Origin of the sequence: Achromobacter sp. HZ34 (genome assembly GCF_002209485.1) — a bacterium.
Taxonomy (GTDB): domain Bacteria; phylum Pseudomonadota; class Gammaproteobacteria; order Burkholderiales; family Burkholderiaceae_B; genus Bordetella_C.
The window spans coordinates 972,917-997,669 of the sequence record NZ_NJIX01000002.1 but is presented as its reverse complement, the minus strand read 5'-3'; the positions used below and the strand labels follow the sequence as shown (position 1 = coordinate 997,669).

The 24,753-nt window shown below is 66.0% G+C and carries 18 protein-coding genes; 11 read left to right on the top strand and 7 right to left on the bottom strand.

What is annotated here, in order from left to right:
- Positions 1 to 254: 254 nt before the first annotated feature.
- Positions 255 to 1,022, bottom strand: a complete 768-nt coding sequence (locus CEY05_RS11165) for an SDR family NAD(P)-dependent oxidoreductase (protein WP_088598519.1) — start codon at positions 1,020 to 1,022, stop codon at positions 255 to 257.
- Between the two features lie 187 nt (positions 1,023 to 1,209).
- Between CEY05_RS11165 and CEY05_RS11160 the strand changes: the two genes are divergently transcribed.
- The 3 genes from CEY05_RS11160 to CEY05_RS11150 all read left to right on the top strand — a co-directional run bounded on the left by CEY05_RS11160 (position 1,210) and on the right by CEY05_RS11150 (position 5,557).
- A complete protein-coding gene (locus CEY05_RS11160; protein WP_088607520.1) occupies positions 1,210 to 2,226 on the top strand; it encodes a TRAP transporter substrate-binding protein in 1,017 nt (338 codons plus the stop codon).
- Positions 2,223 to 4,118, top strand: coding sequence for a TRAP transporter large permease subunit (locus CEY05_RS11155; RefSeq protein ID WP_198952738.1), 1,896 nt, complete (start codon positions 2,223 to 2,225; stop codon positions 4,116 to 4,118). Before CEY05_RS11160 ends, CEY05_RS11155 begins: the two co-directional genes overlap by 4 nt.
- A gap of 257 nt (positions 4,119 to 4,375) precedes the next feature.
- Positions 4,376 to 5,557, top strand: a complete 1,182-nt coding sequence (locus tag CEY05_RS11150; RefSeq protein ID WP_088598517.1) for a glycosyltransferase — start codon at positions 4,376 to 4,378, stop codon at positions 5,555 to 5,557.
- 68 nt (positions 5,558 to 5,625) lie between these two features.
- On the opposite strand, the gene CEY05_RS11145 is transcribed toward CEY05_RS11150, so the two are convergent.
- The gene (locus CEY05_RS11145) at positions 5,626 to 6,537 is read right to left on the bottom strand and encodes a DUF72 domain-containing protein (protein WP_088598516.1); all 912 of its coding nucleotides are present in this window, start codon (positions 6,535 to 6,537) and stop codon (positions 5,626 to 5,628) included.
- A gap of 64 nt (positions 6,538 to 6,601) precedes the next feature.
- Entirely contained in the window at positions 6,602 to 7,051 is a 450-nt protein-coding gene (locus CEY05_RS11140; protein ID WP_088598515.1) for a PA2169 family four-helix-bundle protein, read from the bottom strand.
- Positions 7,052 to 7,325: 274 nt separating this feature from the next.
- On the opposite strand from CEY05_RS11140, the gene CEY05_RS11135 reads away from it, so the two are divergent.
- Positions 7,326 to 9,416 (top strand): ATP-dependent helicase, encoded by a 2,091-nt coding sequence (locus tag CEY05_RS11135; protein ID WP_088598514.1) that lies wholly within the window; start codon positions 7,326 to 7,328, stop codon positions 9,414 to 9,416.
- Positions 9,417 to 9,445: 29 nt separating this feature from the next.
- On the opposite strand, the gene CEY05_RS11130 is transcribed toward CEY05_RS11135, so the two are convergent.
- Complete coding sequence (locus CEY05_RS11130; protein ID WP_088598513.1) at positions 9,446 to 9,697, bottom strand: hypothetical protein; 252 nt, start codon at positions 9,695 to 9,697, stop codon at positions 9,446 to 9,448.
- Between the two features lie 153 nt (positions 9,698 to 9,850).
- Positions 9,851 to 10,804, bottom strand: coding sequence for a DUF72 domain-containing protein (locus tag CEY05_RS11125; protein ID WP_088598512.1), 954 nt, complete (start codon positions 10,802 to 10,804; stop codon positions 9,851 to 9,853).
- Between the two features lie 176 nt (positions 10,805 to 10,980).
- Here CEY05_RS11125 and CEY05_RS11120 point away from each other — a divergent pair, with 176 nt between their 5' ends.
- The 7 genes from CEY05_RS11120 to CEY05_RS11090 all read left to right on the top strand — a co-directional run bounded on the left by CEY05_RS11120 (position 10,981) and on the right by CEY05_RS11090 (position 21,902).
- Entirely contained in the window at positions 10,981 to 12,042 is a 1,062-nt protein-coding gene (locus CEY05_RS11120) for a magnesium and cobalt transport protein CorA (protein ID WP_088598511.1), read from the top strand.
- Positions 12,043 to 12,194: 152 nt separating this feature from the next.
- Complete coding sequence (locus CEY05_RS11115) at positions 12,195 to 12,944, top strand: thermonuclease family protein (RefSeq protein ID WP_088598510.1); 750 nt, start codon at positions 12,195 to 12,197, stop codon at positions 12,942 to 12,944.
- A 420-nt stretch (positions 12,945 to 13,364) separates the two neighbouring features.
- Entirely contained in the window at positions 13,365 to 15,020 is a 1,656-nt protein-coding gene (locus tag CEY05_RS11110) for a hypothetical protein (RefSeq protein ID WP_143220378.1), read from the top strand.
- Between the two features lie 124 nt (positions 15,021 to 15,144).
- Positions 15,145 to 17,526 (top strand): ABC transporter substrate-binding protein, encoded by a 2,382-nt coding sequence (locus CEY05_RS11105; protein WP_088598613.1) that lies wholly within the window; start codon positions 15,145 to 15,147, stop codon positions 17,524 to 17,526.
- Entirely contained in the window at positions 17,523 to 18,500 is a 978-nt protein-coding gene (locus tag CEY05_RS11100; RefSeq protein ID WP_088598508.1) for an ABC transporter permease, read from the top strand. The genes CEY05_RS11105 and CEY05_RS11100 overlap by 4 nt, the downstream gene beginning before the upstream one ends.
- A 5-nt stretch (positions 18,501 to 18,505) precedes the next feature.
- The gene (locus tag CEY05_RS11095) at positions 18,506 to 20,107 is read left to right on the top strand and encodes an ABC transporter permease (protein WP_088598507.1); all 1,602 of its coding nucleotides are present in this window, start codon (positions 18,506 to 18,508) and stop codon (positions 20,105 to 20,107) included.
- 10 nt (positions 20,108 to 20,117) lie between these two features.
- The gene (locus tag CEY05_RS11090; protein WP_088598506.1) at positions 20,118 to 21,902 is read left to right on the top strand and encodes an ABC transporter ATP-binding protein; all 1,785 of its coding nucleotides are present in this window, start codon (positions 20,118 to 20,120) and stop codon (positions 21,900 to 21,902) included.
- Positions 21,903 to 22,142: 240 nt separating this feature from the next.
- Here the strand turns inward: CEY05_RS11090 and CEY05_RS11085 are convergent, their stop codons facing one another.
- Positions 22,143 to 22,697, bottom strand: a complete 555-nt coding sequence (locus CEY05_RS11085; RefSeq protein WP_369825920.1) for a MarR family winged helix-turn-helix transcriptional regulator — start codon at positions 22,695 to 22,697, stop codon at positions 22,143 to 22,145.
- Between the two features lie 258 nt (positions 22,698 to 22,955).
- Complete coding sequence (locus tag CEY05_RS11080) at positions 22,956 to 24,680, bottom strand: collagen-like triple helix repeat-containing protein (protein WP_088598505.1); 1,725 nt, start codon at positions 24,678 to 24,680, stop codon at positions 22,956 to 22,958.
- Positions 24,681 to 24,753: the final 73 nt, after the last annotated feature.

The window sequence follows — 24,753 nt, the reverse complement described above, 5'->3', positions numbered from 1 at the left end:
CGAACCGAAATCTAGCACGAAGCCATCCTCTGCTGTATGAACATTGCGTTCGGACCGGGCACTGAGGGAGCCTCTGGGCGGTGCCTGCCCGTTAGTGCCAAGTCCTTGATGGAAAAGGGAATTGTCTGTCTTGTTGGACGGCTATCCCAAGGGTTGTCCACAAAAACTGGGGATAAGTCGGGTGGGGATAAGCCGGCGCCGGCCCGAAGGCCACGAGCCTGGTGCCTCAAGCCCGCTGCCATAAGCCCGCTGCCTCATGCCTCCTCCTGGCGAATCAGCCCGCCCGCCATGAACCCGCCGTCCACGGCGATGGTCTGTCCCGTGACGAAGCCGGAGCGGTCGCCGTCCAGCAGCCAGGCCACCGTGCCGCATAGTTCCTCCGGCGTCGCATAGCGTTTCTGCGGCACCGCGGCGATCCAGCGGGCACGCGCGGCGTCGGTATGCATGCGGCTGACCAGCGGCGTGTCGATGGGACCGGGCGCCACCGCGTTCACCCTTATGCCCAGGGCGGCCAGCTCCACCGCCATGACCTGGGTCAGGGTGACCACGCCGCCCTTGGAAGCGCCATAGGCAGCCCGTCCCAGGTTGCCGCGCAGTCCCGACACCGAGGCGATATTGACGATGGCGCCATGATGGCGTTCCCGCATGCGCAAGGCGGCGTGCCGTCCGGCGACGAAGGTGCCGACCAGGTTCACTTCCAGGATCTGGCGCAACAGGGCCGTGTCAGTTTCCAAAAAAGGCACGTCGCGGCCGATGCCCGCCGAGTTCACCAGGCCCGTCAGGGGGCCGAAGGTCCGTTCGCAATCGTCCAGGGCCGCGGCCACTTCGTCGTCGCTGGTCACGTCCAGCTGGATGCGGCGCGCGCGGTCCGTGGGCAGCGCGGCGCCGGCCGCTTCCAGGGCTTCGGGCGATCGGTCCGCGATCAGCACCTTCCACCCTTCGTCCAGCAGGCCGCGCGCCACGGCCAGGCCGATGCCCGATGCACCGCCCGTGACCAGCACCACTCCATCGGTGTAATCCATGTCTTGTCTCCTCCATGTATCGCTGTGTACGCTATGGCACCTTGGCGTACCGCCTCTCGGGCGGTACGCCATGATAGACAAGAAAGGCAGGCAGACAATAAAGAAGATATCGGCGCCCATGCGCGCCGGCTCCGTACCGTTTCCACTTCGATGAAACGGACGGGGAGACAACGAGAGAGGAGACAGCATGGATTTGACCCGACGCAAACTGATGGGTGCGGTGGCTGGCGGTGGTGCCGCCCTGGCGCTGGCGCCGGTAGGCCGCGCGTTCGCGGCTCCGGAGTTTCGCTACAAGTACGCCAACAACCTGCCGCCCACGCATCCCATGAATGTGCGCGCACGCGAAGCCGCGGCCAATATCCTGCGCGACACCAATGGCCGTTTCGAACTGGCCATCTTCCCCAGCAGCCAGCTGGGTTCGGATACCGATACGCTGAGCCAGTTGCGTTCGGGCGCGGTCGAATTCTTCACCCTGTCCGGCCTGATTCTTTCCACGCTGGTACCGGCGTCCTCCATCAGCGGGATCGGCCTCGCCTTTCCAAATTACGATGCGGTGTGGCAGGCCATGGACGGCCAGCTGGGCGCCTACATCCGCAAGGAAATCGAAGGCAAGGGCCTGGTGGTGATGGACAAGATCTGGGATAGCGGCTTCCGCCAGGTCACCACCAGCAACCGGCCCATCAACGGTCCCGGCGATTTCAAGGACTTGAAGATCCGCGTGCCGGTGAGCCCGCTGTGGACCTCCATGTTCAAGGCCCTGGGCGCTGCCCCGGCCAGCATCAACTTCAACGAAACCTACTCGGCGCTGCAGACCAAGGTGGTGGACGGGCAGGAAAATCCGCTGGCCATCATCCAGACCGCCAAGCTGTATGAGGTGCAGAAATACTGCTCCTTGACCAACCATATGTGGGACGGCTTCTGGTTCCTGTCGAACCGGCGCGCCTGGGAAAAGCTGCCCAAGGACATGCAGGCGGTGGTGGCCAAGCACATCAACGCGGCCGCCATGGGCGTGCGCGCCGACGTGCTGGCCTTGAACAACGAGCTGCAAACGCAGCTGGCGCAGCAAGGCCTGACGTTCAACCAGCCCGAACCCGGTCCCATCCGCGATGCCTTGCGCCAGGCGGGCTTCTATGCCGAATGGAAAGCCAAGTACGGTGACCAGGCCTGGGGCCTGCTCGAGCAGTCGGTCGGCAAGCTTTCATGAGCGCGCCTTCCATGCAGCCGGCCGCCGGTCTTGCCGGCGCCACCGCCGCGCCCGCCGTGGCGCGGCGGCCGTGGGCGGCGGGGCTGGATAACGCCATCGGCTGGCTGGTGGAAGTGCCAGCCGCGATCCTGGTCGTGGCCGAGATCGTCATCCTGTTCGCCGGCATCGTCGCGCGCTATGTGTTGCACACGCCCCTGGTCTGGTCCGACGAGCTGGCTTCCATCCTGTTCCTGTGGCTGGCCATGCTGGGTTCGGTGGTGGCCTTCCGGCGCGGCGAACATATGCGCATGACCGCCTTCGTCAATCGCGCGTCGCCGGCCCGGCGGGCTTTTCTCGACATGCTGGCGATTGCCGCCGCGCTGGCCTTCCTGCTGTTCATCGCCGGGCCGGGCTACGAATACGCGTACGAAGAACAGTACGTCACCACCCCCGCCCTGGAAATTCCCAACATCTGGCGCGCGGCTGCCTTGCCAGTAGGGACGCTGTTGATGATCGCGGTGGCCTTGCTGCGCCTGGTCGAACGGGCCGACTGGCAGACCGCGCTGAAAGCCATCGTGGTGGTGGCGCTGGTGGTCGGCGCGCTCTATCTGGCGCAGCCTGTCCTGCAAGGCCTGGGCAACTACAACCTGCTGATCTTCTTCGTCGGTGTCGTGGCGGCTTGCGTGTTCGCCGGCGTGCCCATTGCCTTCTGCTTCGGCCTGGCCACCTTCGGCTATCTGGCCTTGACCACCAGCACCCCCATGATGGTGGTAGTGGGGCGCATGGACGAAGGCATGTCGCACCTGATCCTGCTGGCCGTCCCGCTGTTCGTCTTCCTGGGCGTGCTGATCGAGATGACCGGCATGGCACAGCGCATGGTGGCTTTCCTGGCCAGCCTGCTGGGACACGTGCGCGGCGGCCTGTCCTATGTCCTGATCGGCGCCATGTACCTGGTGTCCGGCATTTCGGGCGCCAAGGCGGCCGACATGGCGGCGGTGGCCCCTGTGCTGTTTCCGGAAATGCGCAAGCGCGGCGCGGAAGATGGCGACCTGGTGGCCTTGCTGTCGGCCACGGGCGCGCAGACCGAGACCATTCCGCCCAGCCTGGTGCTGATCACCATCGGATCGGTCACCGGCGTGTCGATTACCGCCTTGTTCACCGGGGGCCTGCTGCCGGGTCTGGTGTTGGGCGTGATGCTGTGCCTGGTGGTCGGGCTGCGCAGCCGGCGCCAGCAACGGGCGCCCGAAGGCCGCGCCAGCGGCGCCGAGGTCCTGCGCACCCTGGTGATCGCCTTGCCGGCCCTGGCTTTGCCTTTCGTCATCCGCGCGGCGGTGGTGGAGGGCGTGGCCACGGCCACCGAGGTTTCCACCATCGGCATCGTGTATTCCGTCCTGATCGGCCTGCTGGTCTACCGCCGTTTCGACTGGAAACGCCTGTGGCCGATGCTGGTCGATACCGCCTGCCTGTCGGGCGCCATCCTGTTGATCATCGGCGCGGCGACCAGCATGGCCTGGGCCCTGACCCAGTCCGGCTTCTCCAGCCAGCTGGCGCATCTGATGGCGGGACTGCCGGGCGGTGCGGTCACGTTCATGGCGGTGTCCATCGTCGCCTTCATCATCCTGGGCAGCGTGCTGGAGGGCATTCCGGCCATCGTGCTGTTCGGGCCGCTGCTGTTCCCCATCGCGCACCAGATGGGCATCCACGAAGTGCATTACGCCATGGTGGTGATCCTGGCCATGGGCATAGGCCTGTTCGCGCCGCCATTCGGGGTGGGCTACTACGCGGCCTGCGCGATCGGCCGGGTGTCTCCCGACCGGGGCATGCGCGCCATCGTCGGCTACCTGGTATCCATCGCGATCGGGCTCATCATCGTGGCGGCCATTCCGTGGTTGTCGATCGGGTTCCTGCACTGAGCGGCCTCACCAAAGGGTTCCAATACCGACCCCTGTGATCCTCAGTAGTTTGTAATCAGCGGTAAAGCTTGTGGTGCCGTCCCCTATTTTTTGTCCCTAGGATCGGCGGCCGCTTGCTCTGCCGGTACGTTGCACCGAATGCGACTCCGCAGTCTTTTGTCACGTCGCTGCCATATGGCGGCAGTGTTTACCTGTCATGATGCTTGCATTGCAAGGGCCGCCCGTCGGGCGGCAGCGGGTTGACGCGGGGGGCGCGGATGAAGGTCTTGTACACCAATTTCCACACGAGTACGGGGACCGGGGGGCACACCAGTTATGTGCTGAGTCTGGCGCGCATCCTGTCGCGCCGCCATGACGTCCTGGTTGCCGCGCCTCAAGGCAGCGCCCTGCATCGGCGCGCCGCCGAGGTGCCCGGGGTGAAGGTGTACGCGCAATCCTTTCCGAACCGCATCCACCACGTGTTCCATGCCGCCAGGCGCCTGCGCGACCTGATCACGCGGGAAAAAGTGGAACTGGTGCATGTGAACGGCTCGGCGGACCATCGCCTGGCGATGCTGGCGACCCTGGGCATGGGCGCGCGCCGGCCCCGCATCGTTTTCACCAAACACAACGACCGGCCCATTGCCCGGCTCAGCGGCTGGCTGCGCGCCAATTTCGGTACCGACCATGCCATCGGCGTCTGCGAGTTCGCGCGCCGCATGCTGGCCGACAGCCCCTATCGCTCCTGCTCCCTGAGCACCATAGGGAATGGGGTGGATACCGGCTACTACGCGCCCGACGCACCGGGCAAGGACGCGCCGGCCCTGCGCGCGCGCCTGCTGCGCCACCCAGACCGCCGCATCCTGCTGGGCAGCAATGCCGGCACTGACGACTACAAGGGTTGGCTGGACATGGTCGAAGCCGTGTCGCGCCTGCCGCAGGATCTGCGTGCGCAGGTGCAGATCGCGCTGGCCGGCGCCCCGCTGTCCGACAGCCAGCGCGCCCGCATCGATGAACTGGGTATGCGCGACCACGTCACGTGGGTCGGCCGCCTGGAAGACGTTCGTGCTTTCATCGGCGCGCTGGACCTGGGTTTCGTGCTTTCCTACAGCATCGAAACCATCTCCTTTGCCTGCCGTGAAATGATGTCCATGGGCAAGCCCGTGGTGGTGTCCTCGCACGGCGGCCTGCCGGAGAACATCACGCCTTATGTGGATGGCTGGGTGGTGCCGGAACGGGACGTCGGCCGCCTGACGCTATTGCTGGAGCACCTTTTGCCCCGCCCGGCCCTGCTGCCCGAAGCTGGCGCGGCCGCGCGCCGCAAGTGCGTGCAATCCTTCCGCGTCGAACGTTTCGTGCAGCTGACCGAGCAGGCTTATGCCCGCGCACTGGGCCAGGAAGATACGGCCACCGTCCCCGCCGCGACCAGCGATCTGGGCGACGCGCCACGGGCGCTTTGATGCGCTACCGCGCCACATTGCCGCTGCCCGCGTCAGTGTGCGGAGGATAGCGGGACGTGGTGGACGCGTCACGCCGCCACCTGGTTCAAGGCGTCGATCAAGCCCTGCGCGTTGCGCATGCCCTGGTCCTCGAAATTCGTGTTCAACACCACGTGTGTCTCGCGCACGCGGCGGGCCAGTTCGCGCACCTGCCGCGCCAGTTCGGCCAGTTCTTCCGGGCTGTATTCGTATTGGAAGCGGCTGGACGAAGCCGCGCCGCGGCTGTTCCAGGCCGCGCTGTTGCGCCCGTGCAGGCGCACTACGGCCAGATCGTCACGCGTAGCCTGCCATAGCGCCGGCACGGTGTTGTCGTAGCCTTGCGGCGCATCGACCACGGTATGCGCCGCACCCCGTTCCCGCAGGAAATCCAGCGTCGCCGCCTGCCTGGCGGGACCGTCATACCAACTGGCGTGGCGAAACTCCACCGCCGCCAGCAGGTCTTCTTCCAGATGCGCGGCGCAGTCGCTCACCCGCATTATGCCGCGCCGGTCGGCGCGCACCCACGGCGGAAACTGGAAATGCACGGCGCCCAGTTTGCCGCTCATGCGCAAGGGTTCCACGGCCAGGAGGAATCGGCGCCAGGTTTCTTCGCGTATCTCCGCCGGCAGCTGGTCCGCATACACCACGGTTTCAGGATCCGCGCGCGGCAGTTCGCGCCGCAGGTCGGCGTCGAGGGCGCGCAGCGGCGTCTGGTGGCCGGTGAACAGGCGAAACGACTTGATGTTGAAAACGAAATCGGGCGGCGTGCGTTCCACCCAGGCCTGCGCCACGCGCGGGTCGGGGAGGGCGTAGTAGGACGAATCGATTTCGGCCAGCGGAAAGCGGCTGGCGTAGTAACGCAGACGGCCGGCGGCATCATCGCGCACCGTGAGCGGGTAGAAGCGGCCGCAGGCCAGCAGGGTCTTGTCGGTCCAGGACGCGGTGCCTACTCGTATGGTCATTGCTGGTGTCTGCGTTTTCCGGTCCTGCTGTCCTGGCTTGTCCTGGGTCGGCGCCAGGTCCCTGTCACGCGTTTTCGCGGTAGCGGTCGTGCAGGTCGCGGATCTGGTCGTGATGCCGCATCACGCCGCTATATTGGCGTTCGACCATGCTGCGGATGTCCTCCGGCAGCGGTTCGCGCAAGGCATCGGCATAGTGGCGCTTGGCGATGTCTTCCCCGCGTTCGCATTCTTCCAGGATGGAGGCTTCGGTACGCGAGGCCAGCGCCGCTTTCAGATGGACCCAGCCGCGATGCACGGCGGCGGTCACATGGCCACCGGTTTCCGGTGTGCCGCCCAGCCGGGTGACTACCTCCTGCAGCTCCATCGCGCTTTTGCCGCAATCCGTGGCGCGTTCGCGGAACAGGTCGCGCAGGTCGGCATCCTTGGTGTCCTCGGCGGCTGCGAGGAAGCCTTTCTCGCCGTCCTTGGACGTTTCGACGAGATCATTGAGCAGTTTGACGATACGGTCGGCCATGGAAGTCTCCGGTTAGGCCCCCCGTGGAATCGAGGAGCTCGGGTTCCTGCTCGGATCGGAGCAAGGGACGTACCCGTAGAGCAGACGCCTGCTCATCCGGTTCTCTGGATGGATATCCAGTATTATGCCTGTGTTTCCCGACGGCATGCTTCGCCTGTGTTCATCGCCTGTGTTCACCGCCGGTAATGCCCGCTTGTAATCCCGCTTGTAATCCCACTTGTAATCCCGCTTTCAATCGCGCTTTTAATCCTCCTTCGCCTGCTGCTCCCTTTTGATGTCCGAGTCCTCCTCGCCCTTGCCCATCGAAGCCCCGCCCCATCCCCTGGACGGTCTCAACCCGCAGCAACGCGCAGCGGCCGAGTACGGTGTCGGCGCCGAGCCCGCCGGGCCGCTGCTGGTCATCGCCGGCGCCGGCTCCGGCAAGACCAGCACGCTGGCGCATCGCGTGGCCAACCTGATCCTGCACGGCGCCGACCCCCAGCGCATCTTGATGCTGACATTCTCGCGCCGCGCCGCCATCGAGATGGACAGGCGGGTCGGCTCGGTGTTGCGCAAGGTCATGAATATGCGGGCGGGGCAGACGCCGCCCTCGCTGCCCTGGGCCGGCACCTTCCACGGCATCGGCGCGCGCCTGCTGCGCGATTGCGCCGGGCGCATCGGCCTGTCGGAAAACTTCACCATCCATGACCGCGGCGATTCCGAGGACATGATGGGCATCCTGCGCCATGAACTGGGCTATAGCTCCACCGAGTCGCGCTTCCCGCTCAAGGGCACCTGCCTGTCCATCTATTCGCGCGTGGTCAACAGCCAGGCACCCCTGGGCGAAGTGCTCGAGCAGGCCTTCCCCTGGTGCGCGCAGTGGGAAGACGCGCTCAAGCGCCTGTTCCGCGCTTACGTCGAAGCCAAGCAGGACCAGCAGGTGCTGGATTACGACGACCTGCTGCTGTACTGGGCGGAAATGCTGGGCCACGAGGCCATCGCCAGCGACGTCGGTGCGCGCTTCGACCACATCCTGGTCGATGAGTACCAGGACACCAACCGCCTGCAGTCCGCCATCCTGCTGGCGATGAAGCCGACCGGTCAGGGCCTGGTGGTGGTGGGCGATGACGCGCAGGCCATTTATTCCTTCCGCGCGGCCACGGTGCGCAACATCCTGGATTTCCCCGGGCAGTTCGCGCAGCCCGCCGAAGTCATCACGCTGGACCGCAACTACCGTTCGACGCAGCCTGTGCTGGACGCCTCCAATGCCGTCATCGGCATGGCGCGTGAACGCTACGCCAAGAACCTGTGGACCGACCGCGCCTCGGCCAACAAGCCGCAATTGGTGACGGTCAGCGACGAAGCGGGCCAGGCCCGGTGGGTGGCGGATCAGGTACTGGCGCAGCGGGAAGAGGGCGCGACCCTGAAGTCACAGGCCGTGCTGTTCCGGACCTCCAGTCATAGCGCCGCGGTGGAGCTGGAACTGACGCGGCGCAACATCCCCTTCGTCAAGTTCGGCGGCCTGCGTTTCCTGGAAGCGGCGCATATCAAGGATCTGCTGGGCCTGCTGCGCTGGGCCGAGAATCCGCGAGGTCGGCTGGCGGGTTTCCGCGTGGCGCAACTGCTGCCCGGGGTCGGACCCGCCACGGCCGCGCGCCTGCTCGACGAAATGAACCAGGCGGCCGACCCGATGGCGGTGCTGGCGGCGTTCAAGCCGGGCGCGGCGGCGCGCGAGGAATGGGGCGGCCTGGTCCAGACCTATGGGGACCTGCGCGCACCCGGCTTGCGCTGGCCCGCCGACCTGGACATTGCCCTGCGCTGGTATGCGCCGCAGTTGGAACGGCTTTATGAGGATGCGCGCGTGCGCAAGGCCGACCTGGATCAGCTGGCGCGCATCGGGGCTGGCTACGGCAGCCGTGAACGGTTCCTGACCGAACTGACCCTGGACCCGCCCGACGCGACCAGCGACGAATCGGGCGTGCCCCTGCGCGACGAGGACTACATGATCCTGTCCACCATCCACTCCGCCAAGGGCCAGGAGTGGAAGTCGGTCTACGTGTTGAACGTGGTGGATGGCTGCATTCCGTCCGACATGAGCACCGGCAGCGCCGAGGAAATCGAGGAAGAGCGGCGCCTGCTGTATGTGGCCATGACACGCGCCAAGGAAAACCTGCAGCTGATCGTGCCGCAGCGCTTCTATGTCCATCAGCAGACCGGCATGGGAGATCGCCACGTGTATGGGTCACGCACGCGCTTCATTCCCGATGCGCTTGCGCCCCTGTTCGAGGCCATGCCCAAGGCGCCCCCTTTGCCGCCGCTGCGCAAAAAGGAAAACGCGCCCGTGGCGAAGATCGACGTGGGCGCGCGGCTGCGGAAATTGTTCTGAGAGGCTGGCGGGGTGGTGGTGCCACCCCGTCAGTGCTTCTTCTTTTCCTCGCTGCCAGGCTTGAGCTTCCAGTCCTTGTCGTCCTTGCCCGTCGAGACCGGACGATCGGCTTTTTCGGCTACGCCCGGAGAAATCGGGTCGCTGGCGGGGAAGGAATCTTCGACGGCATCATCCAAGGCTTCCTGATAGGTCGGCACCTTGTCTTCCGGTTTTTGAGCCGTGCCTTCGTGGCGTTGTTTCTTGGCGTCGGATGTCTGGTCCTTGTCTTTCGAGGCGGTCATCGTTTTCTCCTGTATCCAGATGGCTGCGGGGGGGCGAGCCAGTTCAGGCGCAATGGCCCGGGCGGCCTGGGCGATTCCTGGGTGATTCCCTTCTCAGCAAATGCTATGCCCCGGGGCCGGCGCGTTGCGGCGGGCGCCCGAGCGGGGGCGCATTTACGCTCCGTTGCCAGGTAAAGCTGAGCCGGCCGGGACCTCGGGCGCCATGGGCAGGTGCAGAGCCTGCATCAGTGCGCGTGCATCGCGCGGCGCCATCACCTTTACATCGTTGTCGAAATAGCAGTAGACGTCACGCGGTGCGCGCGCATGCCCGGCCAATCTCGAATCTCGTGGCGCCGCGAACCGGGGATGCGGGCCCTGCCGTCCGGCAGCCCAGGCGCGCAGGCGCCGCGCCCATTCAGCAATGGCGCGTTCGCCATAACCGCTGCTGTACAGGGCCTTGTCGCCATGCAGCCTGACATAGGCAAAATCGGCGGTGGCGTCCTCTAACCAGGGCCATTTGCCCGCGGTGTCGGCGGTGACCAGCGCGACATTGTGCGCGCGCAGCAGGGCGATGAACGCCGGCGTGGCGAAGCTGGCATGGCGAATTTCAAAAGCGTGCCGTAGCGGCAGGCGTGGCGCCTTGCCAGGGATGTCCGTCCGCTTCACCTGCGGGCCGTGCCGACGCGCCAACCGTGCGGCCGCATGGGTGTCGCGCGGCAGCAGGCGCAGGAAGGGTTCAAAGCGATCGCCGTCCCGATCCCAGCGCATCGTGGGCGGGAATTGCCAAAGTATCGGTCCGAGTTTTTCGCCCAGATCCAGCACCCCCGAGGCAAAGAAGTTGGCCAGCGGCTCTTCGATATCGCGCAGCCGGCGCGTATGCGTGACGTAGCGAGGCCCCTTCACGCTGAAGACAAAACCCCTGGGTGTCGCATCACGCCAGGCGACGAAACTGGAAGGGCGTTGCAGGGAGTAGAAGGTGCCGTTGATCTCCACCGTGCAGAACTGGTGAGCGGCGTACGACAACTCCTCTGCCTGCGCCAGTCCACGCGGATAGAAGCGGCCGCGCCAGGGCGCATAGCGCCAGCCGGAAATGCCGATGCGCAGGGCGGTTCGATGGGAAGCGGCCATGGGATCTCCGTTGTCACGTCAGCCCGTCGTCAGGGAGTGGAACGCGTTTTGCAAGCCGCGCCGCAGGCCAGCTTGCAATGGCTTCGCAGGACTCGTTTTGAGTCTTGTGCGCTGCAACTCGCATTCCCAGGCAATCGTACCCATTAGTCGATCGAAGGGCGGTACTATCCTTGACCATGAAGCAAGATGACCAGGCTCCCCTGTACCCCGAACTCCAGCCGCCGCCCGCGGTGGCGGCGCCACTCAATCGCGATTTCGACGATCACCACGGCGAGGTGGTGGCGTCGGTCGGTTATACCAAGGGCCGGCAGCCGCAACGGATTCCCATCGAGGACATCGCGGGCTATATCGGGAAGCCGGACAACTTGCTCTGGATCGGGCTGAAGAATCCGCATCCTGAATTGCTGGGCGAAGTCAGTGACGCGTTGAATCTGGGTCCCAAAGCCCTGGAGGAAATCCGCGAACCGCATCGGCGTCCCAAGATCATCGACTACGGCCATGTGGTACTGGTGGTGGCGATCACGGTGGAAGTCGAGGGCGACCGCCCCATGTTCGGCGAGACCCAGCTGATCATCGGCGACGGCTTTCTGCTGACGGTAAGGCGGGGCGCGACCGCCAGCCACAGCGTGGTGCGCGAGCGCCTGGAAGCGGCGCCCGACCTGCTCGCACGCGGTAGCGACTACGTGGCATCCGAACTGCTGGACCTGCTGGTGGACCGGTATGTGCAGGCCGCCACGCGCCTGGAAAGCGTGGTCGAGCACGCCGAACAGAAGCTGTTGATACGTGGCGCCAAGGATTCGGACATCCGCAAGCTTTATCGCCAGCGCCGCGATCTTTTGCGGATTCACAATGCGATCGCGCCATTGGCGGAAATCTGCCGCCGTCTTTCCCGCGTGGAGATGACGGCGATCGACGAACATGCGCGACCTTACTTCGTCGAGGTGGCCGACCGTGTGGTGCGCATCGACGAACTGGTGGCCGCCTTGCGGGAAGCGCTGGCCTTCGCCTTCGAAGCCAGCCTGATGATCGGCCAGTCACAGCAGAACGACACCACCCGGCGCCTGGCTTCCTGGGCTGCCATCCTGGCGGTGCCCACTGCCGTGGCCGGCATCTATGGCATGAACTTCGAGCACATGCCGGAGTTGAAGTGGATCTACGGCTACCCCTTCACCCTGGGCGGCATCGCCGTCGCCTGCGGCCTGCTGTATTGGCGTTTCCGCCGCGCCGGGTGGCTGTGACCGCGGCGGCCGCAGTGGTCGCTGCAACCACACTGACGGCGGCAACTGCGGCGACCGCTGTGATCGCTGCTGCGGGTGTGACATAAGGGTTACGCTCCCTGCCCATCGGGCGCCGCGCCCAGGTAATATGCGCTCCATCAGAGCAAGGACGCATGGGCGCCCCGTCGGAAGAGGATGCCCCCAAACCCGCAGGCCCTGGAGACCGCATCATTCTTCGCTCCCGCCCACCCCGTACGCTTGCGTCCGCCGCGCTGCGCTCCCCGTTGCGCAATCTGCTGGGCCGCATCGGCCTGGCCCGACCGGTTGCCGCGCTGGCTTGCGCGCTGGCTGGTGCCGGCGTCGCCTGGCTGTCCGCCTCGCATGGCCCGCGCAATGACGGCGCCGCGACTGGCGCCAGCGGTGCCAACGGTGCCATTTACGAGCTGCGCGGACGGGTGGTCAATGTCGCGGATGGCGACACCATCACCTTGCAGACGGACGGTGGCCAGCGGCGCGTCCGCCTGGCCAGTATCGATGCGCCGGAAGTGGGGCATGGCGAGGTCAAGCCTGGCCAGCCTTTCGGCCAGGCGGCACGCAAGAGCCTGGAAGCCATGGTGGCCGGCAAGACGCTGACGGCGCGTTGCTACGAAAAAGACCAATACGCCCGCGACGTCTGCGACCTGCCGGGCGAGGGCGGCCACACGGTCAACTGGCAGCAGGTGGACGCCGGCTATGCCTGGGCCAATATGGCGCGCCATGGCGAGTACTTGCGCGACGCCTCCCTGCCCGGGATAGAAAGCAAGGCGCGCGACCAGCGCAAGGGTTTATGGGCGCAGGCGGGCGCCGTCGCACCCTGGGAGTGGCGCTATCAATGCTGGAACCACGGCAAGTGCCCCAGCAGCGGCGCCACCGCCACGCCCTGATCGAGCCATGGGGCAGAACGGCTGGCTCCAGCATTGACGTTTGTTTGATGTTGCCGCGCATGGGGAAGGAAACCGCGGGCAATGAACCCAGGGCAGGAAGCCGCGGGCACGAAACCCAGGGCAGGGAACCAGGGGCAGGAAACGATTTCGGCGCTTTGTCCACTCAGTCCACTTCCCAGGACCGAGGGTCATCCCATGCATCCGCTTTCCAACGCTTTCACCGCATCCACCTCCGGATTCCACCCGGACTTCTTCTCCGAATCCACGCTGCCCCTGCCAGCCGCCGTCGCGGCCGCCGCCGACCCGGCGGCGCCGGCGATCCGCTATTCGCCTGACCACCACGGGTCCTTCGAGCAATTCCGTTTGTCGGAGGATTTCCAACGCGCGAACGAGTGCGTGCGCGCGGATGTAGGCGCGCTGGTGGCCTTCATCGACGCGCATGAACCCTCTCGCGGCGATTGGGTGCGCCAGCAGTTCAATATCTTTCTTGAAAATCTGGATGCCGGCGCTTTCAGCAGGCTGGATGAGCTGCTCTATCGCTACGGCCTGCCCGCGCTGCATGAAGCGACGCAACTGGTGAGCGGGGATAGCACCGTCAACTGCACCCCGATGGCGCTGCAGGACAAGGTCCAGGCCATCTTGCGGCTGGCGGATGGGGTGACGGTGTGTGCACCGGGGGTGACGAGCAATCTGGCGAGCGCGGCGCGTGATCTGGCCCTGGGCACGGGACGCCTGCGTGAAAAGATATGGCAGGCCAAGGAGCAGGCGGTCGCGCAACAGTTGCAGAAGCGCGTGAGCGACTGGTATCGAAACCGGGTAAGCCAACTGCGCGATGAGCTCGCGCTCTTTCAACCAGGCGCGGAGGCCGCGTTGCAGCAGTTCTATGCGAATAACGAAATCCATCTCGTCAATGAGCTGTGGGACGAGATGGCCGACCAGCTGGGTTTGCCCAGGAAGAACGATCCTCTGCACGTGGCCATGCCCTTCGACCAATCGATTCGGGAGGTGGAGAAATCGGACTGGCGCGAGTCGATACGCAATAGCCTCAAGCCCAGCGCGATCGCCATGACCATCGCGGAAGAAATGCTGAGGGCGTACGAAGAGGACGTTTTGCAAGCCGGCCTGCCGCTCGAGGGCCCGCGCGACTCAGGCTTGGAGGGAGCGCTTGCCGCCACGGGGCGCGCCACCAGCGAGCGCTTCGGCCTCCCGGCGAGCGAAGCGCTCAATCTCTACAACCTTGTTGCCTTCGAGGGCGACGACTATCGCGTCATGAAGGATGCTGCCCCGCTCGCGGTGGAGCTCCTGGCGCGCATGGACAAGCTGGGCCTGATCTCGGGGCAGCCACAGAACAAGGGACATTGGACGGAGCAACCTGGCGGCGCCGATTACACGCTGTTCGTCTACGAAGAGCTGGCCTGGAAGGTCGAAGGTTGCGGGCACGCGTTGCAGGGGATGGCATGGACCGATGTCGACCGTTCGAGCGCGCTCCCCGTCATTCTGAAAGATCTGCGCGATTGGAGCGAAGCCAACGCCAACGCCAAAGCCAGCGTCAACGCGGGGGCGCCTGCCATTCCCCCGCAAGGCGCATTGCGGCACGTCATCGGCAAGACCTTGCCGGACGTGTGCCTGCATGAAATTCCCGCCGCATGGGTCACCGACCAGACCACCCATCAGGCGCTGCGCGACCGGCTGGGCTTGGGACTGTCGGCCTATGCGACTTATATCGAGCACCGGTGGCCCGCGCAATTGACGGCACTGGTCAACGATTGCGTGAGGAATCGCGTCACGCTGCCCACCCTGTTCAGATCCTACGAGCAGCAGTCGGGAGTAAAGGCGCTGCCGCCCCGTCGGCTCGTATTGGCTTGCCAGGATCTGACCTATGCCGATCCTTGCGTGGCGGTGCTCAAGCACTGGCCTCCTGACGCCGATATCGACTTCCGGCTGAAATTGTGCCTGGGAAACCGCCTGGAGTTCGCGGGCTTCCAACTGGCGAGAAGGGCCTACCTGTTCACACATCGTCGATCCATCCCCCAGGAATGGCCCAAGCCACTCGGATCGACCAAGCGTAAACCCTAGGCTTGTCCCGCCTTGGCCTGCCGGCCGAGGGCGCCTATTTCTATCTCCAAGTGCCCGTTCATCGCCGTTTGTTATCCTTCCCTCATTACATGGACTTACACAGTGGGAAAACCGGATGGCTGGTATGCGATCGAGGGCACGGGTGGCCGGCCACGGCCTCTCCGCCGCCGCGGAGGCCCAGACGGCCCGGACGGCTTGGGCGGCCTGGACCGATGGGGCGGCCCGGGCGCTGGCACTGCTGGGATTACTGGGACTGCTGGCCGCCCTGACGGCTTGCGGCCGCGAAAGCGCCATCAACAGCCCTCATCCAGCCGGCGCGGAAAAACAGAACACGCTGTACACCGCCTTCACCCGCAATTCCCCCAAGTATCTGGACCCGGCCAGTTCCTATTCGGTCGACGAAACGCCCTACACGTACAACGTCTACGAGCCTTTGTACGGCTACGGTTATCTGGAACGGCCTTATAAGCTTGTGCCACGGGCAGCGGCCAGCATCGATCCGCCGTCCTACCTGGACGCCCAGGGCCGGCCCTTGCCGGCCGACGCGCCTGGCGAGAGCATCGCCGAAAGCGTGTACGACATCCATATCCGGCCCGGTATCCGCTTCCAGCCCCATCCGGCATTCGCCCGCGAGGCCGACGGCAGCTACACCTACTATCCGCTCGAGCCCCATGAACTGGACGGCAAATCCAGTGTCATGGATTTCCCCAAGACGGGTACGCGCGAACTGACCGCCGACGACTACGTCTACGCTTTCCGCCGCCTGGCCAATCCGAGAATCGTCTCGCCCATCTATTCACTGATGGCCGACTATGTGGTGGGTATGAAGGAATACGGCGATCACTTGCGCCAGGCCGACCAGGCCCAGCGGCGCGACCTGCCGCCAGGCCAGCGGGACCTGCCCTGGATGGACCTGCGCGCCGATGGCTTCGATGGCGTGCAGGCGGTGGACCCGCATACGCTGCGCATCCGCGTCAAGGGTAAATACCCCCAGTTCAAGTACTGGCTGGCCATGACCTTCACCGCGCCGGTCCCCTGGGAGGCGGAACGCTTCTACAACCAGCCGGGCATGGCTACCCGCAATCTGTCGCTCAATACCTGGCCCGTGGGAACCGGCCCCTACATGATGGTGGAGTCCCTGCAGAACCGCCGCCATGTGCTGGCGCGCAATCCCAATTTCCATGGCGAGCCCTATCCCTGCGAGGGCGAAGCCGGGGACCGCGCGGCAGGGTTGCTGGCGGATTGCGGCAAGCCCACGCCCTTCATCGACCGCGTGGTCTTCAATATCGAAAAGGAATCCATTCCCCTGTCGGGCAAATTCCTGCAGGGCTATTACGACATTCCCCAAGTCGAGCGCGGCGAGTACGGCGTCGCGATGCTGGTGGCGGCGGGCGATTCGGCGGAGAAGGCGGCGCGCTACCGGGAACACGGCATCCAGCTGCCCACCGCGGTCGAAACGCAGAACTGGTACATGGGTTTCAACTGGAACGACCCGGTGGTGGGCAGGGGCAAGACGCCCGAGCAGGATGAACGCAATCGCAAGCTGCGCCAGGCCATCAGCATCGCTTTCGACTGGGAAGAGTACATCGCCATTTTCGAGAACAGCCAGGCCGCGGTGGCCTACGGTCCCGTGCCGCCCGGTGTGCTCGGCTATCACGAGCCGGGCACGCCCGGCGGCATCAATCCCGAGGTCTATGACCTGGTCGATGGCAAGCCGGTGCGCAAGTCCCTGGCGACGGCGCGCCAGTTACTGGCCGAGGCGGGTTATCCGGACGGCCGCGACGCCAAGACGGGTGCGCCCCTGGTGCTGCACTACGACGCCATGACAGGCATGGGCGCCAACCCCATGTTCGACTGGATGCGGCGCCAGCTGGAAAAGCTGGGGATCCAGCTGGACGTGCGCTCGACCGACTACAACCGCTTCCAGGACAAGATGCGGCGTGGCGCGGCGCAGATGTTCCTGTGGGGCTGGAATGCCGATTACCCGGATGCGGAGAACTTCCTGTTCCTGCTGTACGGGCCCAATGCCAAGGCGGCCTCGGGTGGCGAGAACGCATCCAACTACGAGAATCCCGAGTTCGACAAGCTGTTCGAGCAGATGAAATACCTGGACGACGGTCCCGAGAAGGAGCGCTTGATCGACCGCATGGTGGCCATCGTCCAGCGTGACGCGCCCTGGATGTTCGGCTATTTCCCAAAGTCGGGCGGGGCGTACCAGCAGTGGGTGGGCAACGCCAAGCCCACCCAGATGGTGCGCAATACCTTGCAGTACATGAAGCTGGATCCCGCCTTGCGCGAGCGCAAGATCGAGGAGTGGAATTTCCCGCGCTGGTGGCCCTTGTGGGTGCTGCTGGCGCTGCTGGTGCTGGCCGTGTGGCCATCCTGGATAGCCCTGCGGCGGCGTGAAACGCAGACGGCATTCACGCCAGGCCGGAATCCGGCCCACACCCCGGCCCAGACCCCAGTCCAAGCCCAGGCAGAACACCACAAAGGGAACGCGCCATGATCGCCTACATCATCCGTCGCCTGCTGTACGGCGTGCTGATCCTGATCGGCGTCAACCTCTTCACCTTCGTCCTGTTCTTTGCCGTCAACACGCCCGACGACATGGCGCGCCTGTCCATCGGCGGCCAGCGCATCAGCCAGGACGCCATCGAAAAGTGGAAGGTGGAACGCGGCTACGACAAACCGCTGTTCTACAACGCCACGGCGCCGGGTGCGCGCAAGGTCACCGACACCATCTTCTACCAGCGCTCCGTACCCTTGCTGACGCTGGACTTCGGCCTGTCCGACAATGGCCGCGACATAGGCCGCGAGATCAATACCCGCATGTGGCCCAGCCTGTCGCTGGCGCTGCCCACCTTCATATTGGGGCTGTACGTCAGTATCGCGTTCGCCTTGATGCTGGTGTTTTTCCGCGCCACCCGCCTGGATTTCTGGGGCGTGGTGCTATGCGTGGTGCTGCTGTCGATTTCCGGTCTGTTCTACATCATCGCGGGGCAGTGGGTATTTGCCAAGGGCTTGCGGCTGGTGCCGTATTCCGGCTATGCGGGCGGGCTGGACATGATCAAGTTCCTGGCCCTGCCGGTGCTGGTGGCGGTGATATCCAGGCTGGGTCCGGAAGCCCGCTTCTACCGGACCCTGTTCCTGGAGGAAATCAGCAAGGACTACGTGCGTACCGCGCGCGCCAAGGGCCTGACCGAAAACGTTGTGCTGTTCCGCCATGTGCTGCGCAACGCCATGCTGCCCATCCTGACCGGCACGGTATCCGCCATCCCGCTGCTGTTCATGGGCAGCCTGATCGCCGAGTCCTTCTTCGGCATTCCGGGCCTGGGCAGCTACACCATCGACGCCATCAATGCGCAGGACTTTTCCATCGTGCGCGCCATGGTGTTCCTGGGCTCGGTGCTGTACATCATCGGCCTCATCCTGGCCGATATCTCCTACACCTTGGCCGATCCCCGGGTTCGATTCGAGTGAGCACCATGCCGAAATTCGTTCTGCTCTGGACCGACGCCGCCCTGTTTTTGATCGTGCTGGCGGTGCTGGCTTATATCTGGCATGTGCGCCGGACGCCGACCCTGCGCGGGACCTGGGCGCGGGTATCGCATGACGGGCCAGCCATGTGCGCGGCGGTCATCCTGGCGGTGTTCGCCGTCATCGGCCTGCTGGACTCGGTGCATTACCGCTCCCGTCTGCCGCCGCTGCCGGGCGCCGCGATCGACGCACCGGCGGCGTATGCGCCCGCCGCGCAATCGCTGCTGGACAGCCTGCTGCGCGGCACCGTCCTGACCCAACCCGAGAAAACCTATTCGGCGCCGTTGCGCGCGCATCAGTTCACCAAGGAAACCCTGCTGGTGGACGGCAAGCCGGTGCGCGATTTTCCCCGCCTGCGCGCGGGCGGCGCCCATCTGCAGGATCCCGCCACGGAACGCGTGCCCGACGTGCTGCGGCGCGGCGGCCTGGGCCTGCTGGCAGGTGCTGCCGTGGCCCTGGCTGGCGGCCTGTTGCTGGCGGCGGCGCTGGCGCGTACGCATGGCGGCTGGCGCCAGGCCGCGCGCGACGTCCTGCACGGCCACACGGAAGTGCGCTGGCGCGCCATGTGGATCACCTTCGCGGGCCTGGCGCTGGTCGCCGGCGCGCTGGGCGGCTGGGCCACCGGCTATCACGCACTGGGTACGGACCGCACCGGCAACGATGTGCTGTGGCAGGCGTTGAAAAGCATACGCACGGCCCTGGTGATCGGCAGCCTGACCACGCTGGCCATGCTGCCGCCGGCCATCGTGTTCGGCATTGCCGCCGGCTATTTCAAGGGTAAGGTGGATGACGCCATCCAGTATCTCTACACCACGCTCACGTCCATTCCCGGCGTGCTGCTGGTGGCTGCCTGCGTGCTGATGATGCAGGTGTACATCGACAACAATCCCACTTTGTTCGACACCTCGGCCGCGCGCGCCGACCTGCGGCTGTTCATGCTGTGCATGATCCTGGGGCTGACGGGGTGGGCCGGCCTATGCCGCCTGCTGCGCGCCGAGGCGCTGAAGCTGCGGGAGCTGGAGTTCGTGCAGGCCGCGCGCGCCTTTGGCGTGTCGGACTGGTCCATCATGCGCCGCCATCTGCTGCCCAACGTCATGCACATCGTGCTGATCACGGTGGTGCTGGAGTTCTCCGGGCTGGTGCTGTACGAGGCGGTGCTGTCGTATCTGGGCATAGGCGTGGACCCTTCGATGAATTCCTTCGGTTCGATGATCAACGGTGCGCGGCTGGAGATGTCCATGGATCCGATGATCTACTGGAACCTGGGTACGGCGTTCGCCTTCATGCTGGCGCTGGTGCTGGCCGCCAACCTGTTTGCCGATGCCGTACGGGCCGCCTTCGACCCGCGCACGCGCCGCTTCCGTCCGCGTCGCCGGCCGCTCTCGGCGGCCGCCCTGGTCGGCGCGCCTACGGGTGGCGTGTTCGCCGTGTCGCCGGTGACGGCCGAGGCACGTGAAACCACGCGTGACGCGGACAACGATGCGCGCGCCAGCGGCAGTTCCGGCCCGCGTGGCGATACACCGGATGATGCCCGTGACGAGCCGAAATAAGGAAGTCGCCATGAATGAGAAATTGGCTGAAGCCGGGTCTGACAGCGAATTCGGCAGTGCAATTGACGGCACACCTGGCAGCGCCTCTGGTAGCGTATTGCGCGTGACTGACCTGCGCGTCGACATCGCGGGCGAGCACCAGATCTCGCAGGCGGTCAAGCGGCTGAGCCTGGCCATCGAGCGCGGCGAGACCTTTGCCCTGGTGGGCGAATCGGGTTGCGGCAAGAGCATCACCGCGCTGGCCCTGCTGCGCCTGCTGCCGGATGCCGCGCGCGTGGTGGGCGGCCAGGTCGACCTGGGCGGCGAGGACCTGAACCAACTGCCCGAACGGGATATGCGGGCAGTACGCGGCGGCCGTATCGGCATCATCTTCCAGGAACCCTCGACCAGTTTGAACCCCGTCATGCGGGTCGGCGAGCAGATCATCGAGACCTTGCGCACGCATACGCCGTTGCGCGGCGCGCAAGCCCGTGCGCGCGCCATCGACTGGTTGCGGCGGGTGGGCATCCCGGAGCCGGAACGGCGCATCGACGACTATCCGATGCAGTTCTCCGGCGGGCAAAAGCAACGGGTGATGATCGCCATTGCGCTGGCCGCCGAACCGCAGCTATTGATCGCGGACGAGCCGACGACGGCACTGGACGTCACCGTGCAGGCCCAGGTGCTGGACCTGCTGGCCGATATCCAGCGCGACATGGGCATGGCGATCCTGCTGATCACGCATGATCTGGCCGTGGTGCGCAACGTCGCCCAGCACGTAGCGTTGATGCGGGCGGGAGAGATCGTCGAAAGCGCGCCGGCGCGCCAGTTCTTCGAAGCGCCGCGGCATCCGTATGCACGCCAGTTGTTCGACGCGATACCCGCGTTCGAAAAACGCGGCCGGCCCTTGTCGGCCACTTCGGCGACGGGGGCCAACGTGGCCCAGGTCGCCACGTTCCCGTCCCCGCGCCGATCTGTTTCCACTAACGACGCATCCGCATCCACGGCGGCCACGCCCGTCCTGGAAGTGCGCGACCTGAAGGTGCACTATCCCGTGCGCAAGGGCCCGCTGAAGCGTATCCGCGGCTGGGTCAAGGCCGTGGACGGCGTCAGTTTCACCCTGCGCGCCGGCGAGACCCTGGCCTTGCTGGGCGAATCCGGTTGCGGCAAGACGACCACCGGCAAGGCCTTGCTGCGCCTGATCAGCGGCGCGTCCATCAGCGGCCAGGCCTTGCTGAACGGCCGCGACATCTTCGGCGCCAACCGCCGCGAGATGGCCCGCTTGCGGCAGGACATCCAGATCGTGTTCCAGGATCCGTTCGCGTCGCTCAACCCGCGCATGCGCATCGGCGACATCCTGCTGGAGGGAGTGCTGTCCCTGCGTGCGGACCTGCCGCGCGCCGCCTGCGAAAAGCGCGTCGAACGGCTGCTGCAACGGGTGGGGCTGCCGGCGGACACCGCCACGCGCTATCCGCACGAGTTTTCCGGCGGGCAACGCCAGCGCATCGCCATCGCGCGCGCCCTGGCCGTCGAACCCAAGGTGTTGATCTGCGACGAGCCGACGTCGGCCCTGGATGTTTCCGTGCAGGCGCAGATCCTGGACCTGTTGCGCGAGCTGCAGGCGGAACTGGGCATCGCCTATCTTTTCATCACGCACAACTTCGGCGTGGTGGAGTATCTGGCGGATCGCATCGCCGTCATGTACGGCGGCCGCATCGTGGAAGACGGCGAAACCGGCCGGGTCTTGCATGAACCGGAACACGAGATGACGCAGCGCCTGCTGGCGGCGGTACCGCGCCTGTCCTTCGGCACGTAGCAAAAAAAAGATCCGCCCCGGCGCGGATCTCAAGGTACTGCTGCGTGCCTCCCGGTGGCCCAGGGTCCGCGTGGCCGCCAGGAAGGCGGTTCGATCACCTCGCCCTTGCGCGGCGGCGTTGCCGATCGGCCTTGCCTTCCCGCCGTCACAGAGGAGGGGGTAGGGCCACCTGCGTTGCCTGCCGTACGTTCTCGCGGCGATCGAAATCTACCCTTTGTTCAAGGGCTTGGTTTCAAAGGCTCAGTCGTCCAGGGCGGGGTTGTGCCGGGTTTCCAGCCAGGACAAGGTTTCGTGCCGCAGCGCGCGGATGCACTGGGCCAGGTAGCCGTGCATCGCCTGCACCTGTTCATGGTCGTGACGCCGCGCCTGCAGGATGACTTCATCGGCCACCAGGCGGCGCTGCTGCGTCAGGGCCGCACAGCGGGCCGCCACCGGGCGGATGACGATGATGCGGCGATCCAGCGGATGGCGGTCGCGCTGGACATAGCCCGCTTCCTCCAGCCGGTTGATCAGGGCGGTGGCGCCGCCGGAGCTGACGCCCAGCAATTGCGCCAGTTGTCCGGTGGGCAGGGCGTCGAATTCGATCACCATCTCCAGGGCGCGCAGGTCGGACAGGGGCATGCCCAGCTGTTCGGCCAGCGTGGCCTGGCAGACGGCGGTGTAGACGCTGAACTGGCGTCCCAGCATCAGCGCCATATCCTCCAGCAGATGCTGCTGCGGCTCACCGCTGCTGGCGCGCGGCATGACGATGTCAGCGGCGCGGTCGGTGTGATTGCAAGGTTCGATTTCGAACATGGTCGGGACTCCCTGTCCTGGTTGTATTTGGTAAGTCACTTCGGGTGATTCACTGCTGAGCAGACGATTCGAGTGGTTCACTTCGGATATTTACGATTCAGATGTCGATTCGGATGCATTGCCGCGGATGCGGCGCTGCGGGTCCTGGCTCAGGTCTCCAGCCGCGGGTCTCGGCTTCGGTCCCTTGCTGCGAGCCTGTCTGCCGCCGCGCCAGCCCTGTCAGTCCAGGCGCTGGCGCGGCGGATACCGCGGTTGGAATCAACGACGGCCGAGCAAGCCACCGACGAGGCCGCCGAGCAGGCCGCCGTTGTTGGTGGTGCCGCCCGTGGAGCTGGTAGTGGTCGTGGTGGTGGTCGTGCTGCCCGCCGCACCGGCGCCGCCGGAAGTGTTGGCCGCCACGGTGGTGCCGCCCAACAGGCCGCCGAGCAGGCCGCCGTTACCGGTGGCGACCGAGACACCGGTGCTGCCGCCGGTGGCTGCACCGCCCGTCGCCGTGGTGGCGGGCGCCGTGGTGGCAGGCGTGCCGGCCACATTGGTTACGCCGTTGATCAGGCCACTGAGCAAGCCGCCGTTATTGGTGCCGGTTCCGGCCAGGTTGCCGGTGACCGAGGCCACCAGGCCTGTGACGGGCGCCAGCAGGCCGCCGTTGTTGCCACCACCGGCCGGCAGGCCACCGACGCCGCCCAGCAAGCCGTTGATCGGTTGCAACAGTCCTCCCGTGCCGCCCGCGCCACCGGCGCCGGCCAGGCCGCCTGTCAACCCGCCGGTCACGCCACCCACTGCGCTGGTGAGCGACGCCACGCCCGCCGTGGTGTTGCCGAGCACGGCGCCCAGCGGGTTCGCCGCCGCGGGATTGCTGCTGCTGACCAGGCCGCCGGCCGCGCTGACGGCGTTGCCGACACCCGTGAGCAGGCCGTTGACGCCGGCCAGTTGCGTGCCGCCCAGGCCGTTGCCGGCATTCGCGACGGTGCCGCCGATGCTGGTGAGCAAACCGCTGACAGGGGCACCCAGGCCGCTGGTGTCACCGATGTTCTGCGTTGCACCGGCGACCTTGCCGACCAGCGGGGACACCGTCTTGTCCAGCGAGGCACCCACCGCGGCCAGCGGTTGCGCCAGGCCCAGCGGAACCACGTTGTCGACAGCGGTGCCGGTGTTGCCCAGCGTCGGCTGCAGGATGGCCGTCTGCGTCCCGGACGTCATTCCCCCGGTCACTTGGCCCAGGAGGCTGTTCACCGGTTGCAGCAGGCCGCCGTCAGCCGTCAGGGCGCCAGTGGCCGTGGCCAGGGCATTGGTAGCCGTGCCCAGCACCTTGGTCAGCGGTTGGGGATTGCTGGCGGAGGCGTTGAGCAGGCCGCCAGCGCTGGCCACCGTATCGCCCAGGCCGCTTACCAGGCCGCCCACGGCAGTGTTGAGGTTGCCGGGCAGGGCGGTCGATGACACCGAGTCGCCCAGATTGCTCACGGTGCCGCCTACCTGGCCCAGCAGGCTGTCGACAGGCGCACCCAGGCCGGTGGTCGCGCCCACTTGCTGGGTGAGCGAGGTCACCGTGTTGGCGACAGGCGCCACGGTGGGATCCAGGGCCTTGCCCACATCACCCAGCAGCGAACCCGCGCCCAGGGGCGCCACGTTGTCGACGGCACCGCCGGTGTTGGTCAACGTCGTTTGCAGCAGGCCAGGCGTGGTGGTGGTGCCGCCTCCCGGGGGATTGGTGCCTCCGCCTCCCGGGGGATTCGTGCCTCCGCCTCCCGGAGGATTCGTGCCTCCGCCTCCGGGCGGGTTGGTGCCGCCGCCCCCACCCCCACCGCCGTTGCCGCCGCCGTCACCACCACCTCCGCCGCCGCCAGGCATGCCGCCGTTGTCGGCGACGCTGTCGTGGTGATGCCCGCCGCCGCCGCAGCCCGCCAGCGCGCCCAGCAGGGCGGCGGTCAGCACGGTGAGGCTCACGGTACGCTTGATACCTTGGAATTTCGCGGTTGCTTGCATGGCACGCTCCAGTCTCTGTCTGTCTTGGTATGACGGGCTCGATAAGGCCCGATGACAGAACTAATGCGAAATC

Coding starts and splice junctions, on each gene's coding strand:
- CEY05_RS11165 (WP_088598519.1), bottom strand. CDS start 1,022: ATGGATTACACCGATGGAGTGGTGCTGGTCACGGGCGGTGCATCGGGC.
- CEY05_RS11160 (WP_088607520.1), top strand. CDS start 1,210: ATGGATTTGACCCGACGCAAACTGATGGGTGCGGTGGCTGGCGGTGGT.
- CEY05_RS11155 (WP_198952738.1), top strand. CDS start 2,223: ATGAGCGCGCCTTCCATGCAGCCGGCCGCCGGTCTTGCCGGCGCCACC.
- CEY05_RS11150 (WP_088598517.1), top strand. CDS start 4,376: ATGAAGGTCTTGTACACCAATTTCCACACGAGTACGGGGACCGGGGGG.
- CEY05_RS11145 (WP_088598516.1), bottom strand. CDS start 6,537: ATGACCATACGAGTAGGCACCGCGTCCTGGACCGACAAGACCCTGCTG.
- CEY05_RS11140 (WP_088598515.1), bottom strand. CDS start 7,051: ATGGCCGACCGTATCGTCAAACTGCTCAATGATCTCGTCGAAACGTCC.
- CEY05_RS11135 (WP_088598514.1), top strand. CDS start 7,326: ATGTCCGAGTCCTCCTCGCCCTTGCCCATCGAAGCCCCGCCCCATCCC.
- CEY05_RS11130 (WP_088598513.1), bottom strand. CDS start 9,697: ATGACCGCCTCGAAAGACAAGGACCAGACATCCGACGCCAAGAAACAA.
- CEY05_RS11125 (WP_088598512.1), bottom strand. CDS start 10,804: ATGGCCGCTTCCCATCGAACCGCCCTGCGCATCGGCATTTCCGGCTGG.
- CEY05_RS11120 (WP_088598511.1), top strand. CDS start 10,981: ATGAAGCAAGATGACCAGGCTCCCCTGTACCCCGAACTCCAGCCGCCG.
- CEY05_RS11115 (WP_088598510.1), top strand. CDS start 12,195: ATGGGCGCCCCGTCGGAAGAGGATGCCCCCAAACCCGCAGGCCCTGGA.
- CEY05_RS11105 (WP_088598613.1), top strand. CDS start 15,145: ATGCGATCGAGGGCACGGGTGGCCGGCCACGGCCTCTCCGCCGCCGCG.
- CEY05_RS11100 (WP_088598508.1), top strand. CDS start 17,523: ATGATCGCCTACATCATCCGTCGCCTGCTGTACGGCGTGCTGATCCTG.
- CEY05_RS11095 (WP_088598507.1), top strand. CDS start 18,506: ATGCCGAAATTCGTTCTGCTCTGGACCGACGCCGCCCTGTTTTTGATC.
- CEY05_RS11090 (WP_088598506.1), top strand. CDS start 20,118: ATGAATGAGAAATTGGCTGAAGCCGGGTCTGACAGCGAATTCGGCAGT.
- CEY05_RS11085 (WP_369825920.1), bottom strand. CDS start 22,697: ATGTTCGAAATCGAACCTTGCAATCACACCGACCGCGCCGCTGACATC.
- CEY05_RS11080 (WP_088598505.1), bottom strand. CDS start 24,680: ATGCAAGCAACCGCGAAATTCCAAGGTATCAAGCGTACCGTGAGCCTC.